The organism is Metallosphaera javensis (ex Hofmann et al. 2022), assembly GCF_022064045.1.
Classification (GTDB): Archaea; Thermoproteota; Thermoprotei_A; order Sulfolobales; family Sulfolobaceae; genus Metallosphaera; species Metallosphaera javensis.
The window spans coordinates 24,360-39,852 of the sequence record NZ_JAKNCW010000018.1 but is presented as its reverse complement, the minus strand read 5'-3'; the positions used below and the strand labels follow the sequence as shown (position 1 = coordinate 39,852).

At 47.1% G+C, this 15,493-nt stretch carries 23 protein-coding genes, 1 tRNA gene and 2 pseudogenes; 9 read left to right on the top strand and 17 right to left on the bottom strand.

The genetic code is table 11. The features are described from left to right. Positions 1-419: 419 nt before the first annotated feature. From L3N51_RS10305 to L3N51_RS10295, 3 genes are all read right to left on the bottom strand, one after another. Positions 420-1,229 (bottom strand): energy transducer TonB, encoded by an 810-nt coding sequence (locus tag L3N51_RS10305; RefSeq protein WP_238027132.1) that lies wholly within the window; start codon positions 1,227-1,229, stop codon positions 420-422. A 134-nt stretch (positions 1,230-1,363) separates the two neighbouring features. Beyond that, on the bottom strand, positions 1,364-1,834 hold the full coding sequence (locus L3N51_RS10300) for a hypothetical protein (protein WP_238027131.1): 471 nt from the start codon (positions 1,832-1,834) through the stop codon (positions 1,364-1,366). Next, on the bottom strand, positions 1,824-2,243 hold the full coding sequence (locus L3N51_RS10295; RefSeq protein ID WP_238027130.1) for a conjugal transfer protein: 420 nt from the start codon (positions 2,241-2,243) through the stop codon (positions 1,824-1,826). Before L3N51_RS10295 ends, L3N51_RS10300 begins: the two co-directional genes overlap by 11 nt. 230 nt (positions 2,244-2,473) lie before the next feature. Between L3N51_RS10295 and L3N51_RS10290 the strand changes: the two genes are divergently transcribed. The 4 genes and pseudogenes from L3N51_RS10290 to L3N51_RS10275 form a co-directional block, all read left to right on the top strand. Further along, the gene (locus L3N51_RS10290; protein ID WP_238027129.1) at positions 2,474-2,701 is read left to right on the top strand and encodes a hypothetical protein; all 228 of its coding nucleotides are present in this window, start codon (positions 2,474-2,476) and stop codon (positions 2,699-2,701) included. 122 nt (positions 2,702-2,823) lie between these two features. Beyond that, the gene (locus L3N51_RS10285; RefSeq protein WP_238027128.1) at positions 2,824-2,970 is read left to right on the top strand and encodes a hypothetical protein; all 147 of its coding nucleotides are present in this window, start codon (positions 2,824-2,826) and stop codon (positions 2,968-2,970) included. Next, positions 2,951-3,427 (top strand): hypothetical protein, encoded by a 477-nt coding sequence (locus L3N51_RS10280; protein ID WP_238027127.1) that lies wholly within the window; start codon positions 2,951-2,953, stop codon positions 3,425-3,427. Before L3N51_RS10285 ends, L3N51_RS10280 begins: the two co-directional genes overlap by 20 nt. A gap of 93 nt (positions 3,428-3,520) precedes the next feature. Then, positions 3,521-3,770 (top strand): annotated as a pseudogene (locus L3N51_RS10275) (IS1/IS1595 family N-terminal zinc-binding domain-containing protein); the annotation flags it as partial. Positions 3,771-3,945: 175 nt separating this feature from the next. Here L3N51_RS10275 and L3N51_RS10270 read toward each other — a convergent pair. Then, the gene (locus tag L3N51_RS10270) at positions 3,946-4,113 is read right to left on the bottom strand and encodes a hypothetical protein (RefSeq protein WP_238027126.1); all 168 of its coding nucleotides are present in this window, start codon (positions 4,111-4,113) and stop codon (positions 3,946-3,948) included. A gap of 33 nt (positions 4,114-4,146) precedes the next feature. Here L3N51_RS10270 and L3N51_RS12600 point away from each other — a divergent pair, with 33 nt between their 5' ends. Further along, positions 4,147-4,272: a hypothetical protein gene (locus L3N51_RS12600; protein WP_255776280.1), complete on the top strand. Its 126-nt coding sequence runs from the start codon at positions 4,147-4,149 to the stop codon at positions 4,270-4,272. Continuing rightward, positions 4,269-4,403 (top strand): hypothetical protein, encoded by a 135-nt coding sequence (locus L3N51_RS12595; protein WP_255776279.1) that lies wholly within the window; start codon positions 4,269-4,271, stop codon positions 4,401-4,403. The genes L3N51_RS12600 and L3N51_RS12595 overlap by 4 nt, the downstream gene beginning before the upstream one ends. A gap of 6 nt (positions 4,404-4,409) precedes the next feature. Here the strand turns inward: L3N51_RS12595 and L3N51_RS10265 are convergent, their stop codons facing one another. Continuing rightward, positions 4,410-4,886: a hypothetical protein gene (locus L3N51_RS10265; RefSeq protein WP_238027125.1), complete on the bottom strand. Its 477-nt coding sequence runs from the start codon at positions 4,884-4,886 to the stop codon at positions 4,410-4,412. Between the two features lie 107 nt (positions 4,887-4,993). On the opposite strand from L3N51_RS10265, the pseudogene L3N51_RS10260 reads away from it, so the two are divergent. Then, positions 4,994-5,450: pseudogene (locus tag L3N51_RS10260) on the top strand (IS1 family transposase); the annotation flags it as partial. A 324-nt stretch (positions 5,451-5,774) separates the two neighbouring features. Here L3N51_RS10260 and L3N51_RS10255 read toward each other — a convergent pair. Next, positions 5,775-6,227, bottom strand: coding sequence for a hypothetical protein (locus L3N51_RS10255; protein WP_238027124.1), 453 nt, complete (start codon positions 6,225-6,227; stop codon positions 5,775-5,777). Between the two features lie 263 nt (positions 6,228-6,490). Here L3N51_RS10255 and L3N51_RS10250 point away from each other — a divergent pair, with 263 nt between their 5' ends. Then, positions 6,491-7,009, top strand: coding sequence for a hypothetical protein (locus tag L3N51_RS10250; protein ID WP_238027123.1), 519 nt, complete (start codon positions 6,491-6,493; stop codon positions 7,007-7,009). 230 nt (positions 7,010-7,239) lie between these two features. After that, positions 7,240-7,419: a hypothetical protein gene (locus L3N51_RS10245; protein ID WP_238027122.1), complete on the top strand. Its 180-nt coding sequence runs from the start codon at positions 7,240-7,242 to the stop codon at positions 7,417-7,419. A 255-nt stretch (positions 7,420-7,674) separates the two neighbouring features. Here the strand turns inward: L3N51_RS10245 and L3N51_RS10240 are convergent, their stop codons facing one another. From L3N51_RS10240 to L3N51_RS10190, 11 genes are all read right to left on the bottom strand, one after another. Then, complete coding sequence (locus tag L3N51_RS10240; RefSeq protein WP_238027121.1) at positions 7,675-8,583, bottom strand: BadF/BadG/BcrA/BcrD ATPase family protein; 909 nt, start codon at positions 8,581-8,583, stop codon at positions 7,675-7,677. Beyond that, positions 8,561-9,382 carry an SIS domain-containing protein gene (locus L3N51_RS10235; protein WP_238027120.1) on the bottom strand — a complete coding sequence of 274 codons (822 nt, stop codon included), beginning with the start codon at positions 9,380-9,382 and terminating at the stop codon, positions 8,561-8,563. Before L3N51_RS10235 ends, L3N51_RS10240 begins: the two co-directional genes overlap by 23 nt. Then, entirely contained in the window at positions 9,375-10,037 is a 663-nt protein-coding gene (locus tag L3N51_RS10230; protein ID WP_238027119.1) for a nucleotidyltransferase family protein, read from the bottom strand. The genes L3N51_RS10235 and L3N51_RS10230 overlap by 8 nt, the downstream gene beginning before the upstream one ends. 446 nt (positions 10,038-10,483) lie before the next feature. Then, the gene (locus tag L3N51_RS10225) at positions 10,484-11,716 is read right to left on the bottom strand and encodes an ATP-binding protein (protein ID WP_238027118.1); all 1,233 of its coding nucleotides are present in this window, start codon (positions 11,714-11,716) and stop codon (positions 10,484-10,486) included. Positions 11,717-12,254: 538 nt separating this feature from the next. Beyond that, positions 12,255-12,342 (bottom strand) — tRNA-Arg (locus L3N51_RS10220). Between the two features lie 130 nt (positions 12,343-12,472). Next, positions 12,473-12,805 (bottom strand): transcription factor S, encoded by a 333-nt coding sequence (locus tag L3N51_RS10215; RefSeq protein WP_238027117.1) that lies wholly within the window; start codon positions 12,803-12,805, stop codon positions 12,473-12,475. A 23-nt stretch (positions 12,806-12,828) separates the two neighbouring features. After that, a complete protein-coding gene (locus L3N51_RS10210; protein WP_238027116.1) occupies positions 12,829-13,068 on the bottom strand; it encodes a hypothetical protein in 240 nt (79 codons plus the stop codon). Positions 13,069-13,071: 3 nt separating this feature from the next. Continuing rightward, positions 13,072-13,344, bottom strand: a complete 273-nt coding sequence (locus L3N51_RS10205) for a DNA-directed RNA polymerase subunit L (RefSeq protein ID WP_238027115.1) — start codon at positions 13,342-13,344, stop codon at positions 13,072-13,074. After that, complete coding sequence (locus L3N51_RS10200; RefSeq protein WP_238027114.1) at positions 13,328-13,903, bottom strand: exosome complex RNA-binding protein Csl4; 576 nt, start codon at positions 13,901-13,903, stop codon at positions 13,328-13,330. Before L3N51_RS10200 ends, L3N51_RS10205 begins: the two co-directional genes overlap by 17 nt. A 2-nt stretch (positions 13,904-13,905) precedes the next feature. After that, positions 13,906-14,904: a diphthamide biosynthesis enzyme Dph2 gene (dph2, locus tag L3N51_RS10195; RefSeq protein ID WP_238027113.1), complete on the bottom strand. Its 999-nt coding sequence runs from the start codon at positions 14,902-14,904 to the stop codon at positions 13,906-13,908. Next, positions 14,901-15,428, bottom strand: coding sequence for a 50S ribosomal protein L16 (locus L3N51_RS10190; protein ID WP_238027112.1), 528 nt, complete (start codon positions 15,426-15,428; stop codon positions 14,901-14,903). The genes dph2 and L3N51_RS10190 overlap by 4 nt, the downstream gene beginning before the upstream one ends. Between the last annotated feature and the right edge of the window lie 65 nt (positions 15,429-15,493).

Here is a 15,493-nt window from a genome sequence, read left to right as displayed (position 1 = left end):
TTACCTTGAGGTGGGTGATACCAAGAAACTGTTCAGCCTGAGGTAAGTTCCGAAAAGTGCTACAAGAGTTCTGGTTCAAGATTCAGGTCAATCCAGACAGGTACTCCAGTGGTCCAAGACCGGGATAGGATCCAGACCTGAGTTCTGACCAGGATAATCTAGAATCAGGCATGCCAGGACAGAAATCCTCATCGCGAGGTGGGGATGCTACGTCCGTAAGGGTGGAGTAGTTCACTAACTAAGCATTCTGGGGTTCACATTGACTCTAGACAAGGCTAAAACTATAACTATATATACGTTTAGTAGAGATATAATACACATGAGATATACAAGAAAAAAATTCTGGGGCTATGATCCTCACTCATGGCCTGGTGTACCTGTGCCTACAGAAGTAGATAAGGAGAAAATTAAAAAGGTCTTTAAGGAAGATTAATTGAATTAGCTATGTTATTAATTTTTTCTGTTTGAGATTTTTGTAGTTCATCAAATTGTTTTCTAACACTTTCAATTATCTCTTGATCAAGTGCTATTGGATCTCCAGAACTTCTTACTATTAATACATCTGTTAACTTTCCTACACCCTGGGATTCTTCAGCTTGGAATTTAGCAATAAGTCCTAAAGTAAGAGCTTTTTTGAGATCCATTTGTGGGTTAAATCCTAAGTGTGTTAGACTCCATAAGGCAGAAAATGACCCAGAACCTACAAGTCCAAAACCTTGAGTAGTACTATCAGAGATTTCGGATTCGTGGATCTGGTATACGAATGCATTATTATCAAGCAATATACCTACCACTATTTCTAGGCCGGACCAAATATTTTGAATTAATCCGCCTATCTGCCCTGAGATAATACCGTTATTCAAATATCTATCGAAATCGTTAGGGTTATATTGAATACCTAAAGTACCAAATACTTTGTATCTTATTTTATTAACAATAACATCATTATACGCATCAATAAGAGAAGTTTCAATTACGTTCAAATCATTAGTAGGGTTTCCATAAACAATTAATTTTTTATCAAGATTTGCAAAGTAACTTCTAATTAAAGTTCCATCACCAGCCCCAATTCCATATATTTTTATCTTGTCTAACTTACGTATTTCCTCAATTTTTGAGATCTCAGTCTCAACACCATATTCCAAATATGTAAACATTCGATCGGCAATTAGAATAAGCCCGTCTTTATCGTTATCTTTCTTATATTTAAGAACTATTCCTATAGTCACGGTAAAAAAGAGTGGTAACTAATTATTAAAAGTTTTTACTTTGCTTGTTCTTGTCATGAAATTTTTAGTCTTAACATAACGTTACTGTTTTAGAAAATCCTCAAGTAATATTAGCTCAGTTTGTCGTCTCGTCTTCATTTTTCAGCTTTATTGTAGTCAATAATCTTTCTATACAGCAGCTTGAACTCTTTAGCTGTATCTTTGGGTAGTAGCTCAATTGTAAAATGCAGAATCTCCTTAAGGTCGGATCTGGTGATTGCCCTATGTCCTATCTTTTTAGGGTCTTCAGCTCTCTTGAATAACTCCTTTATCTTGTTCCCTAGGTTTTGGAAGGCCCTTGGATTTCTGATTTCGAGCCTCTTTACGGGAAACAAAAACAAAACAGGGAAAAGAATTACACCAGAGTAAACTGCGTACAATCCCTTGCTGAACTTCTCAGAGGCTGAGGCCATGAGAAATATCTTCTTCTCCTCTAGAGCGTCCTTCTCCTTACCGTAGGATTTTTGAGCCTTGTCATAAAGCTCTCTCGCAGCGATCATGTCCTTTGTTCCATCTTCAATGAATTGTGTAAAGATCGATTTCTTACGTTTTCCGCTAGAGGCCATTCCTTACCCCAAAAACTTTCTCCCTTATCACCGAATAACGCGTGTAATCTGGATATTTCCTGTACACATAGTTCAGGATTTCCCTTCTGTCCCTTGTGACCCACTGGGCGAAGAATTTCTCCACCTCCGGCTCTACCTTAACATTTGTCCTCTCCTTCAATTTAAATCTCCTCTTATAGCCCAAGGATAATCCTGTGAAGGGATCCACAAGGGGTTCAGCGGTCTCCTCGATAACTCCCCTCTCAACCAGTTCAATTATTGTCTCATTAAGTTCCTCGCTGTAGGGACCAAAGAGGTAGGGCTCAAATTTTAGACCCACGTTCTTACCTCCTTCCATTTGCAGGAGAAAGAATATCTTCTGGATCTTGGTGGCAGTGACCTCAGCATGCATATCTTCAGCGACCCTCAAAAGAGCTTTTAAATAGGTTATATCGAAAGCCATCGTAAAATGCCCTATGTATGTTGTAGAGAGAGTAGAATAAAAATATTGGGAACTATTAAGGTATTACTGGAATTATGAGGGTAAAGTTATAAAACGGGCGATTCAGGTTTCCATTGCGAATTGTAATTAGTTAATCTACGTGAGAAGATCAAAATCAATCTATCATTTTTCAGTAATACTATGAGGGGCTTAACACGATGTCGTACCATGAGCAAACTAACAATCGAACCCATGTATCAACTCCAGGAGGAGTTGATACGCATCGTGTTCGACCCGTATTTCCTAAGCACTGGCTCATTGTTGAGGAGGTGGAGAAGCTCGCCATGAGGGAGGTAGAGGAGGCAAGCCCTAGGTACGATAGGGGAAAGAGGCTGAAGAGGAGGGGATATGCGGGGTATAGGTTCTTGAAGGTTTCTCGGTGGTGATGAAGCAGGAGGATTGACAGGCTCAGGTAGACGTGAGGTTGCCCGTGATGCGGGAAGGGGAGGGTGAGGACGGGGATTGAGAGGGGGTTGCTGGGGGAGGAGGAAGCTGTGCTCAGGAACTCATGTTCTACTCAGTGCTGGGAGGGAAGATGAACGCGAGGCTCTTGACCCCTGAGCTCGAGGTTGAGGGAGACTTCCAGTGGTGGTTGACGGGAAGTGGGTCAAGCTTAGGGGAAGGGAGTCCTCCTGGTGACAGGCGTCACGCGTGAGGGTAGGAGGTGCTGGACTTCCTCCTGGCCAAGGAGGAGGACGCGAAGACTGGAGGCTTTTTTCAAGGTTGTGAGGAAGTTCAACTTCAAGCTAGTGGTTGCGGACATGGTCAGGTCCGTGGACTTACTTGAGCTCTCGGGTACAGACGCAGGGCAGCTCTGCCTCAACCACGTCAAGAGGCGCCTGGACCGCGACGAAAGGGAGGAGGTCGACCTCCTGCTGTCTGGCCTGCTCGCCGAATTACCTGACAGGGTCAGGGAACCGGTGGAACGCGGTCTCCTCTCCTTCACCTCCCTTCCTCAAGAACTTCAGCGCCTCCTCTCCACCAACAACCTGGTGGAGTCCTTCAACTGGTGGAGAGGAGGAGGTTCAAGTACCACACGCCCCACAGTCTTCAGATCGTCTGGGCCGTCGATAACTACAACATTTTGGATAATTTTTACAAGGATGGAATAATATCCATATACTTCTAGTTTTCTTTGCAATAGAGACGGCTCCACTCATAGTGTCGTCGCTAAGGTATAAATATTTGTAAAGGGAGTATTACTCATGGCCGGGAGGGGAAGGAAACCTGTTTACAGGGACGTTCCCTGTCCCTCTTGTGGAATCACGTGGTTAAGAACGGGAAGATAAGGGAAAGGCAGTTTTGCCTGTGCAGGGAGTGCGGGAGGAAGTTCGTGGAGGGAGCTAAACACCATCACGATAGGAGCGTGAGGGAGAGGGCCCTCAGGATGTACGCGAACGGGATGAGCATGAGATCTCCAGGGTACTTCAGGTCCCACTGGGCACGGTATTCACGTGAGAGTGTCCGGAATGCACAAAATTCGGCTTATTTGACTATAATGTATAATATTAATCAGTCATATTAAGCCCACACCTTAGAGAAGGATTAAATAATTCTACATAATTTATATCTAAGAGTAAATCTTAATATCTCATCAACACTTCACCCTGAACCTTCGCGTCCCAGGACGTCAGGGGAGCTGTACTGCCCGCAGGTGAGGAGGAGTCCTCCTCTGGATGGAGAGGAAGTGGACCATGTTGTACGTGATGGCTATCATGTAGATGAAGGCCTCGTTCCTGGCCCTGCTCTCAGCGTAGGGCCTCCAGTGCTGCTTAAGGAAAATACCGAAGTACTCCACGTAGGGACGAAGATATCTCCAGGGACCGCGGGGGTGGACGAAGGTACCGCGTTCCCTGAAACCCCTGTCCACGAGCTTGAGCCCCCTCCTGGACAGTACCTCGCGTCCGAGAAGTTGGCGAACTCAACCTCAAGACCGTGGACGAAGAGGGTGAGATGAGCGGGAAGACCTTGAGCCCAAAGTACGACCTGGTCCACTTCTTTGTCCACCTTCCCTGGAACCTCCTCCTTGTCCTCGCCCTCAGCCTGGCCTTCACGAACGCCTTCAACCTTTCCGCCATTCCCAGGTGAACGGCGTCAAGCCTGTACTTCTCCATCATGGTCTCCAGTCTTCCCGGGAGGGAGGTCCAGCAGGAACGAGTCCACCAGCCACTCAATCCCCTCGTAGAGCGCGCTAGACGGTAGGTACATGGTCCTGCACCTCCCCTCCAGATCCCTCGCGATCTCCCTGAGCAGGCCCTTCCTCTCCCTTGCGAACCTCTCAAGGAAGTCGAACAGGGTTGTCTTCTCCACGGGTTCACCAACGAAGAGCCTGACCACCACGTCCGTGTTCACAAGGTTCACCGCGTCCCTCAAGGAACACGTGAAAAGGATCATCACGATCAGCAGCTTGAAGTACGTGAACCCGCCCGGTAACCTCCCCTCCACCCTCTCCCTCACCATCTCCACCACGGGCATGAGGAGGAAAAGGATTTTATCCCTGGAGGGCATATCCTGTATGGGGGGAACGGGCATCACCACGTATTGTGGTCGTTGGATTGTGGTGTTGTCCATGGTATGATGTCCGTTCTCCCCAACTTAAGTATTACGCCATAGTTCTGCCAAAATTCTATCATTTGCAGATAATTTCTTGTTGAATTTTTCTCAATCCGGACACTCTCACGTGGATCAAGAGGTACGGAGGGAAGAAGTACGCGAAACTCGTGGAGCTATGGAGGAGAGCCAGGGACGGGCTGAATGAGGGCGTGAAGGTCGTAGACGAGATGTGAACTTTCAGGAGGAACGCGAAGGCGTTTTACTCGTGGATCTTCACGGGCTTCGTGTTCTCCAGGAAGGGGATGTACGTCGTGTTCTCCGTGGGAGACAGGAGCGAGAGTTTCAGGAGCTCGCGCAGTGCCCGAGTAGGGGACTTGGGTTTCGGACGACTACAACGTCTACTTCCTCCTCCCCGAACACAGGGTCGTGTCACCCGTTAACCCCAACGAGTCCCTCAGGGACAGGCTCGTGAGGTTCAAGAGGGCAACCAAGGCAGTGGACAGGAGCTTTGATATGATGAGATACTCCGTAGGTCTCGTTCTGTGGGAGAGAGGGCTGATCCCAGAATTTATACCTCAATGACGACACTATGGCTCCACTCAATTAATCCTATTGAATAATGAGAAATGAAGGAACTAGAATTCGATTCGCAATGGAAACGTGAATGGTCCCCTTAATTGTAGATCTAAGAATCTCCTTTTGTTGTAACTATGCGATACATCGCTTGAAGTATTAGTAGTAAGTTAGTTGCACGTTTAGATCACAACACGTGGTGACGACCAGATTAAAAACGATACCTGAGTTGAAAAGTGGTTTGAAATTCTGTAATGGGGCCTAGTTCAGTTTGTTGTATATTTCACGTTAAAGGCATCTTAAATACACAATAATATGGGTAGCCTCTTAACCTTAGATCTTCACCAGTTCGCCGTAAATTAACCTGATCCCTAGGTAATTCGCCCTCTCCAGTGATCTTCTCGTGGTTACGTTCACGATCATCATCTTCACTGGTTTCTCCAGGTTAAGGACCTTGGACACAACATAGCAGGTGTGGTTGAACCTCGAGACGTCCTTGGGATATGCATACGGTCTAACGTCGATTAGGTAAGTTGTCCCATCTCTCTTGAGGATATCTACCTCGTAAATGTCTCCCTTCTCTCCAAAGGTGCCATTCTCATCCACGTAGGTGTAGTTAGTTACCTGAGAAATATCTAGGCCCTCCTGCTTGAAGATCTCGGCCATGAAGATCCTCAACGATTTCTTTACGTAAAATTCTAAGAGAGAGCCTGGACTACTTACGTCCTTCTGAAGAAGGGACTCGTCCTCCTCTATCCTCCTCTGCTCCTCCTTTCTCAATTTCACAGGATAAGTTTGGTGAACAAGTAATAAGTTATCTTTGAAAGCGGATCAGGCCCATGTTCCCAACGAGTAGGTTTACCAAAGGAACGTTGAGAAGGTAAGCCTGGTGTATGAATGTATCATGAGATCTAGCCACAGTTCTACTTTAGGCATTTAAAACGATGAGTTGAGGACTTTTAACACGTTCTAGATCCCGATTAAAAGGCGGTAATACGATTTGACTTATGCATTATGGATATAAATAGTAAGAGATATACTAGATCCCCGTGCAATTGTATAAGGATGCTATGGTCTTTATAGACGAGGCGGGCCCATTGAAGGAGGGTCAGAGCTATAGCATGTTTGTGAGTTGCATCGTTACCAATGACGATAAACTGAACTGGGTAAAGGGTTTGAACCATCACTTTATCGACGACAGGCCGGAAAGGCGAAAAGAATTTCTAAACATCTTAGTGAATAATAAGCAGAAATTTAAAGTGGTTTTATTGAAATATAATATCAGTCTGGGCGAAGGCTCTAAGATGTCGGATTATTACTTCGAGATTTACGTCAAGTATCCCATCAAAGAGTTAAGTGAGATAGTTGAAAGGAGAGTGGAAATATTTTACGATTCTCTAAATGACAAACTCTCGAGGGAAAAGAGACACGAAGTGAACTGCCCCACCCTTACGGATGGGGCTTCTTGGTTCATTGACCATGCTCGATCCCCTCTCACCCACAGCGGAGGTTCCGTCGAATGGAACCCATCCTTGACGCCCCGTGTGGGAGGGTTACGGAGGCATTGATCTCCGCAAGCTTGACTTCGGGCTGTTCCATCCCTAGGTGGCCATCCCACGGCTATTACCGCACGATGGGGTTCAGCAGGCCACAATATATTTACGCATGTTATCATTTAAAAACTTTCTATAAGGGGGCTATCCATCCCCACCCTTACGGATGAGGTCTTCCACCCCCTTAACCCCAAAGAGATCAACAACTGGACTTATTTCTAAAAGGACCACACGTTAAGCTAAACTTGGGTTTGGAGAACACTAGAAAGCGCGTAGAACTGTACAAGAAAGGGATAATGATAGCTGACTACATAGCATCAGCCGAGTTTGCATCATATCGAGGAAAGTTACCACAAGATCTCGAGGATATGTTAGATGACCTGAGAAGATCGTATGTGGTGCAGAAGATGGTAAGTCTACCTTAGCCCTTCATCCCCGCTGCCGATCCCGGCAACGAGTAAAAGGCCTCATCGGCAACAACTTCTTTGAAAAAGTTGTTACTAAAAAGTTTAATGGCCTATCAGTAATATGCTTTACTATCATTTTGCTCCTACCACAGTGTAATGAGGAAATTTCCTTTTCTAGGTTCATTCCCTTCATCAACCCATTCAAGTAGCAATTCATGCAAACTGCTCCGCCCTCACGAAGGAGCATCCCCACCTCCCGAATACCCCATGGAGTTAAAACCTCTTCCTGATTGTTTCCAGCTGATTCAGGAGTTCATCCCTATCCTCTTCCCTGACATTTTCCAGGAGTAACACCATTGACCCAATCACCGTCTGATAACCCTCATAAACCCTCAGGTCCGGGAAGGCCCGCCTCACCATCTTGGACTTGAACACACCGCCCGTTCCAGCCACCCTATCAACTTCCCTCCTCATTCTGGTTAACACGGAGTTTATGTACTCAATTGCCTCACTCATAACGATTTTCGCCCCAGGGTCGCCCTGTTCAGCTAGCCTGTCCACTACCCTGGCGAAGGAGGCTATTTTCCTCTTGTTGGGCCTTCTGGTGAACCTCTCTATGACCACCCTAATTGGTGCCTTAAAGAACTTCTCCACCTCCTTGGGTAACTGGCTATCAATCAGACCGTCAAGGGCTCTAGTTGCCATGGCAATACCTCTCTTTCCTATGTAGGAGGCTGAACCCTCGTCGCCGAAGAACCATCCCCAGCCGGCAAGCTTCTTGAGTTCACCCCTTTTCTGGATATATGCCACGTTTCCAGTTCCAGCAACCAGGGCCCCTCCGTCCTGGTTGAGGTGAGCCAGCTTGCATGCTACCACCCCATCGTTAACAATGACGGCACCGGAAAAGATACGTCTCACCATCCTCTCTCCCATCAGGGTGAAGTTTGGGGAATCTCCTATCCCCGCCAGCGCAAAGGAGGCCCTCTCCACGTCCTTGAGGGAGAGGTTTGCCATTTCCAGTGCTCGCTGGATTGCCTTCCTCAGCGCAATCTCGGCCCTCCTCTCCCCAACCTCCACGAAGTTGGATGAGCCGGAGAGGCCCAGGCCCAGAATCTCAAGTCCCTGGAAAACCACCGCAGTTGTCTTGGTGCCTCCTCCCTCAACCGCCAATCCTTTCCACAAGTCTCCTTCCCTCTGGTATTCTGGTTAACTTGGTGGGATCCTCTCCCATTTCCCTGGCCAGCATGACGGAGAGGAAACCCGCACTCTGGATCAGGAGGGAGACATCTCTCATGCCTGATACCCGGATCACCCTGGCGTTCACTAGTCGTGCAGTGACCTCGTCCACCTCGGAAGAAGAGAAGACCACGGGGTAGAGGGAATCTCCGTGTGCATATCCCTCCACCTCGTTGTGGTTCACTTCGGGAATCTCACCGAAGAATGCGGGGTACTTCGCGTTCTCGTTTATCTCTTGCTTGAACCTCTTGGCAAGACCCAGATAGGTGGAGGCGTAAAAGACGGGGATCTTCCCCCTCACGTGGGAGAGAAGGTCCTCAGCAACTCTTTTGGCCTCCATGGCGTTCACGCCATCAATAACCTCCCTGACAAGGTCTGGTCTCAGCATCTTCACGAGAGGGAGGAATAGGAGGGGAAACGCGTACCTGGGCTGTTCACCTCCCCTCACCAGGACCTTCTCCACGGGGAGAGTTGAAAGAATTCCCCCGGAGGTTATGGCGATTACTCTCTTGCCCATGGACAGGGCCCTCCTCACAACTTGAAGGGTCTCGGTGGTGTTTCCCGAGTAACTCACCGCAATCACCACGTCGGCGAACTTCATGTCCTTCACAAGGGGATAGAAAGCACTCAGGATGTCGCACACCACTCCGCTCCCTCCCATTCCAAAGCAGGAGATCTCCCCCTCCATCCTGGGGACGTTCAGGAGGTTGGCCTCAGCGTAAAGTCTATCCCAGTCCTCATACAAGGTTGACCACCTCGTTTCCCGCCTCCTCCATGTCCTTCACTGAGTCAATGGACCTCCAGTAAACCTTCTCGAACTTCACCGCCCTCAGTAACCCCATCTCAGCTAGTTTCGGGAAGGTGGTTCTCTCTATGTCTCCCTTCTCCGGAAGGTAATCGAACACGGATGGGGAGAGTCTGTAGACCCCAGCGTTTATCCAGTGGTCGTAAAGGGTTGGTTTCTCCACGAACCTAGCTACCTTTTCCCCGTTAACCTCAACTATTCCGTAGGGGCTTTTGAGGGGTACCAGGGCTATGGACATGGAACTCAACATGTTCACGTCTAGGTTGGTGAGGATGTCGCCATTCACCACGAGGAAGTCCTCGTTTATGAAATGCCTCACCTTCCTTATGGCTCCTCCAGTTCCCATGGGTTCGTTCTCTACACTGTAGACGAAGTTGACCTCCAGCCTATCTGAGTTTGTGGATGCCCAGTCTATGAGCGCTTCCTTCTTGTAGCCTGTGAGAATCACGAACTCGCGAATGCCGTACTTCTTGAGCCAGAGGATCTGCCACTCAAGTATTGGCTTTCCTGCAATCTCGAGAAGGGGCTTGGGTTTGTCGTCTGTGAAAGGTCTAAGTCTCTTGCCAAAGCCACCAGCGAGAATTAAAGCCTTCATGGTTGGAAATAATTTATCATGGATAAAAGGTTAATTGAATCAGCAATTAGCTGTTTCCATGGGCTAGAATAAACTATCAAGGCTAGAAAATCGGGTCATTCAGGTCTCCATTGAGAATTGTAATTAGTTAATCTACATGAGATGATCAAAATCAATCTATCATTTCATGGTGTCGTCATGTTGGCATATTTCAAGTTTCAAGGAATTCAATGCAAAGTCACGAAGCTATAAAGCTAATTTATGCAAGTTTGACGACACTATGCAGAACTGCAATATTTTGGATAATTTTTATAGAAATGGAATAGTATCCATATACTCAAATAATATCCATATACTCATCATTTCTTCACGATGGAGACGACTCTACTCAATTAATCCTGCACTAAATAATGAGAAATTAAGGAACTAGAATTCAACTCTAAATAGAGACCCGACTGGCCCCATCTTCATTTTAACAAAAACTTGTATAAAGGAATTACTTTTATCTCTCTATTTTCAATTCTTTCAGTATATTCTAAATCCCACGAAACTACAATAAGTTCCTTTGCCTTATTCTTCTCTCTCATCAAACCCTTTATCTCTCTTTCCTCAACCTTATCTGTGGCGTATGTCACTTGAATTAGTCTTGAATTCTGGTCGTAAAAATCTACCTCATAATCATTCCTTATAAAATAGATGTTTCCCAACAATTGTTTTTGTCTTAACAAATGCAAAGCTACCACGTTTTCCATTAACCTTCCTTTATCCCTATTCTTAACCGCTATCGACGAGATCAATCCTGGATCAGCAATGTACACTTTCTTGTTATACGTTAACCTCTGCTTTACCTTTTCTCCATATCTTGAAATTGGAAAGATTAGGTAAGCATTTTGTAACCCGAAAAACCAATTCTCAACGGTCTTATTATCAATCTTCAAAGTCTTTGCCAAAGAATTCAAGGATACTTCATTGGAGTAAAGCGACATCACAGCCTCGCTGAATTCCCTAAATTTTTCAATTTCCCTAACTTTAAACCTAGAAATGATATCTTTAAAGAGAATATCGTTATACACAACGTTAAGTTGAGATCTACCCAATATCAATACTTCCGGAAATCCTCCATTTACTAAGTAATTATCTAACTCCCTCTTTAATTCAGCCCTTTTTTTAGTTGAATAAAACCAATCTTCTTCAACTTTTATTCCCTTGAACGTTAAGTATTCCTTAAAGGAAAAGGGAAAGAGAATGTAATCGCTATGTCTTCCGGTTAGATGAGTTGCTAGCTCTCCACTTAACATCCTTGAATTACTTCCAGTAATAATTATTCTCTTGGTGTCTCTTAACCTAGAAATAAATAATTCCCATCCATCAACGTTATGTATTTCATCAAAAACCATGTAATCAATCTCGCCATAGAGCTGGTAAATTGCCTCCTCTAAGGATCTGAGGTCCTTAGCTGTAATTCCTCTTAAATTCTCGTCATCGAAGTTTACGTAAACAAACCTCTTACCTTTCATTAATTGGATTGCTAAAGTTGATTTGCCAGATCTCCTTACTCCCAATATGGCTAAGGCATTCGGTATAGTAAGGTAGTGTAGTAGGTCTGGGACATCCCTGTCAATTATCCTTTTGTCATCTAGCTTCTCTAGTGCGATATCCTGCTGATCAGCGACTATCTTTTTTAACTCTTCAACATTCATTGTGGAGTGTACTCCCAAATGTCGATATAAACTTTATGGAGTGTACTCCCAAATATCGTAAAATTTAAGCCTTATGCCTGAGCGTGTCCGTAATGTTGTCGGATGGTATAAATATTTGTATAACGAGATAATATTACGGAAAGAGGGAGATAGGGCCATTCAGGTCTTCATTGCGAATTGAATTTTGACCTAATCATCTCTCATTATTCAATGTAGGATTAATTGAGTAGTCTAGGTCGTGGAGAATACGCTTAGCTCACCCGTGGTATAACACCGGTTCCCCTTAAAGTATTACTTAGAAAATGGTAGATTGGTTTTGGCCACCCCACGTAGATTAACTAATTACAATCCGCAATGGAGACGTGAATCACCCGGGAGGGAAAACCTGTTTACAGGGAGATATACCTTACACTTGTCTTGCTCCCTTTAGGGGATCAGGCAAGTCATTTTAGCTAAGCTAGTAATCCCTCAATCCAGGAGCACTTAAATACATAACGTCTAGGATATTTCCAAAAGCCTAAATATTGAATTTTTATCGCGGACCCGGGGGGATTCGGACCCCCGACCCTCGGCTCCCTTCGGCCTGTTAGAAGGCCGGCGCTCTATCCTGGCTGAGCTACGGGTCCCTACAACTAGAGGGGGAGGCATCAAAAAAGATTTACGCTCCAGATCTAGGCAAAATGAAGTTGCGGGTGGAGTAACCCTTAACAGTCACGCTTTCAGTCCCTTCATGACCAAAACATCCTACACGTCTTATTACTCGTACTCTCTCCAGACCTTCCCGCACTTTGTGCACTTGTAAAACCTGGTCGGGGGCTCGTCAGCAGCCCTAGTCTGCAACATCCAGAAGAAAACCTCGTCGTTCCTGCAGTTGGGGCACATGACCCCTTTCATCTTCTGGGTTCCAGCGGGAACCTCCTCGTCCTCAAGGACTAAAGTCCTCTCCGTGGCCGCATGCTTTACCTTTGAGGATATGATCTCGGACTTGTGACCCTGTTCCTCGTAACCGCACTTAACGCACCTGTAAACGGTAGAGCCGTTCACCTTCCTGGGGGTCATCATGGACTTGCACTTGGGGCAAAATTTCAAACAAAGGACACCCTCAACACTGTTCACATCATCTTTTTTAATTCTTTCGATATTAACGTCGCGATCCTGGAACACTCCTCCTCCAGCTGTCCGCGGTACTCCTTCCCCACCCCGAAGTTGCTGAGGTTGATCTCCTCCTTTACCCTGCTTCCCTCCAGTTGTTGCAGGGAGAGAAAGAGGTGCTCCAGGTGCTCTCCCTGAAACACGCACACGACGTTGGGCTCTCCCCTCACCAGGATGGCTACCCTGGTCCCACTCTTCAAGTCCTAAACCTGCTCAAGGTCGTCCAGAAAGGACTTTCCTAGATTATCAATCTCCTCGATTGCCCTGCTCAGGGCCTCCTTGGGCGAAATGGTCCCGTCGGTTTTTATCTTGAGTATTAGCTCATCCTTGAGGGGATGGGGCAAGTAGTAGGTTGCCAGCACCACTCCCTTCACGCTCCGCAACCTTCCTGCAATCAAGTTGCCCAGGGTGTGGTCCTCTCCCTGGATCCTGAGCTCCAGGTAGTTTTCGTCCTGCCTTTCAACCTCTATTTCCATTTCCCTTCACCGAATAGGGTCCTACTCTTCTGGTCTCGACGTTACCACAGTTGGGGCACCTTAAATGTTCTTCGTCTACCTTGAGCATCACCGTTCCGCAAACTGAGCAGGAAGCAACTATAACCCCCAGATCCTTCCCCCTCAAGGAGAGTTGAAGAGGATACGTGAAGGAGAGCGGTTTGGCCTTTATCACGTCAGAGGGCCTCACGGCATCCCTCAGCGACTTCACGTGTTTCTGGGAGACCTGGGAGATGTGGAGGTAACCTGTGATTGAGGGACTTACAAACCTCTCCTCAAGGCTACTCACGGACACCACAGCGTAATCCTCCTTAAGGCTGGTGACCAGACCATACACGTACTTGGTCTTCTTTAACTTGTAAACGAAGGTCTTCTTCTCAGGGATGACGTTGCTTTTCCTGTTGATCATATCGTAGAAGACTTTCCCTATGATGGACGCCCTCACCTGTCCCTGAAGTTCGTAACAGCCTTCCCCTGGAGTGAACTCCTCTATCACTGCCAGAACGTCCCCTGGAAGCGTTAGATCGCCCTGTTTCCCCATGTTCACCACGGAAATATGTATGGTTCTAGTTTATTGGTTATAATCATTTTCGCTTCTCCCGGGGTTAATACGGGCTTTTCGTACATGTAAAGGTCATCCGTGGGAATCCTGGGGCAGGACGTGACCACGAAAGCGTCAATGTAACTTCTGTCCAAGTTCCTGAGGGACTCCTGGTTAAGCACCTTGCTCGTGACCACGAAGGTCCTCTTTCCAAGGGACCTCAGCCTTGATTCAAGGGCCTTCACCATCAGGGGTCTGTTCTGTCCCACCTTGAGTCCCTGAATTATCACCCAGGTGTTTGCGTCCAGCGACTCCATGATCTTGGAGTACCTTATCTTGAGAACCTTGAAGACCTGTGGGGTGAGGTCTTCCACGGTCCTGGTGTAGGGATCCAGCTTGAGCACGGGTTTACCTGTTGCCAGTCCCAGCCCCAGCGCGTGAAATACCCCTCCCGATATGTTCACGTGAACGTCAGCCTCCACCAGGGCTGACTTGTAGTCGCATCCCAGGACCTGTCCATCCCCCATGAAAGGGGAAGAGGGTCTCCCAACCTCCACCCTGAAGTGGGGGGAGAGGTAGTTCCTGACCTGGTTCAGGAGCTTCCCGTGCTGAACGGTGGAAGTGAGGGCCACGGTCCTTGCCTCCCTCTCCCTGAGCAGGTTAACCAGTTTCTCCAGGGTCTCCTCCTCAACCTGGGCCGTGCTCTCCGCCTTAACGAAGAGGGTTGGGAACTTGGGATAGTACCAAGTGTAGGGAGAGTGGCCGAAATGGATTAGAAGGTCCACCCTGAGGAGGGTGGCCTCGTCCTCTGCAATGTCGCACGCTCCCCAGCTTGGTTCTCCGGATATGATGAACTCCACGTCAGGGAGAGCTTCCCTGAGCCTCTCCACGAGTTCCGTGGAGAAATACCTTAATCCCTCGGGGAATTGAAGAAGAACCCTCTTTGCTCCTCTTTTCCTGATTTCAGATTTGAGGAGATCCTCATCAAAAACGTAACTCACTGAGTCTTTTCCTCCTTTAGAGGAACGACCACGATCTCGGTGTCAAGGGGAAGCTTGCTGGACGCGACCTTGAAGGCCTTCTTTGCGAACTCCAGGTGCTCCTTCTTCACCCTTATCCCCATTATGAGATCGCCGAGCTTGGTAATCCTGGCTGCGGTGCCTATGGGTTTGCCGAAGGAGAGCCTCATTCCGTCCTGAAGCCTGTCCGCCCCAGCGAACGCCATCATCTTGTTCTCCCTTATAACGTGGTGGGGGTACTTGGTTACGTAGATGTAGAAGTCACTCTCGTTTCCGACCATGGAAGTCATCTGCTTCAGCGCAATGACCCTGGCCGCCTCGAGGGCGTTGTGGCGGATTTGACCAATTTGCTTGGTGAGAAGCCTCACCTCGAAGTCGTAGTCCTTCTTGTGGTCTCCCATCGTGAACTTGGTGATCTTGGGTTGAGGAAATCCCGGGATATACTCTTTTCTCGTGTAGGCAGGTCCCGAGAAGTGCCTGTAACATCTTCCTGGTCTTAGTGGCATGGGTAAAGATCTGTACCCAAGTATTTAACACCAGCGGTAAAGTCGAGTTTTTCAGGAAGGAGAAG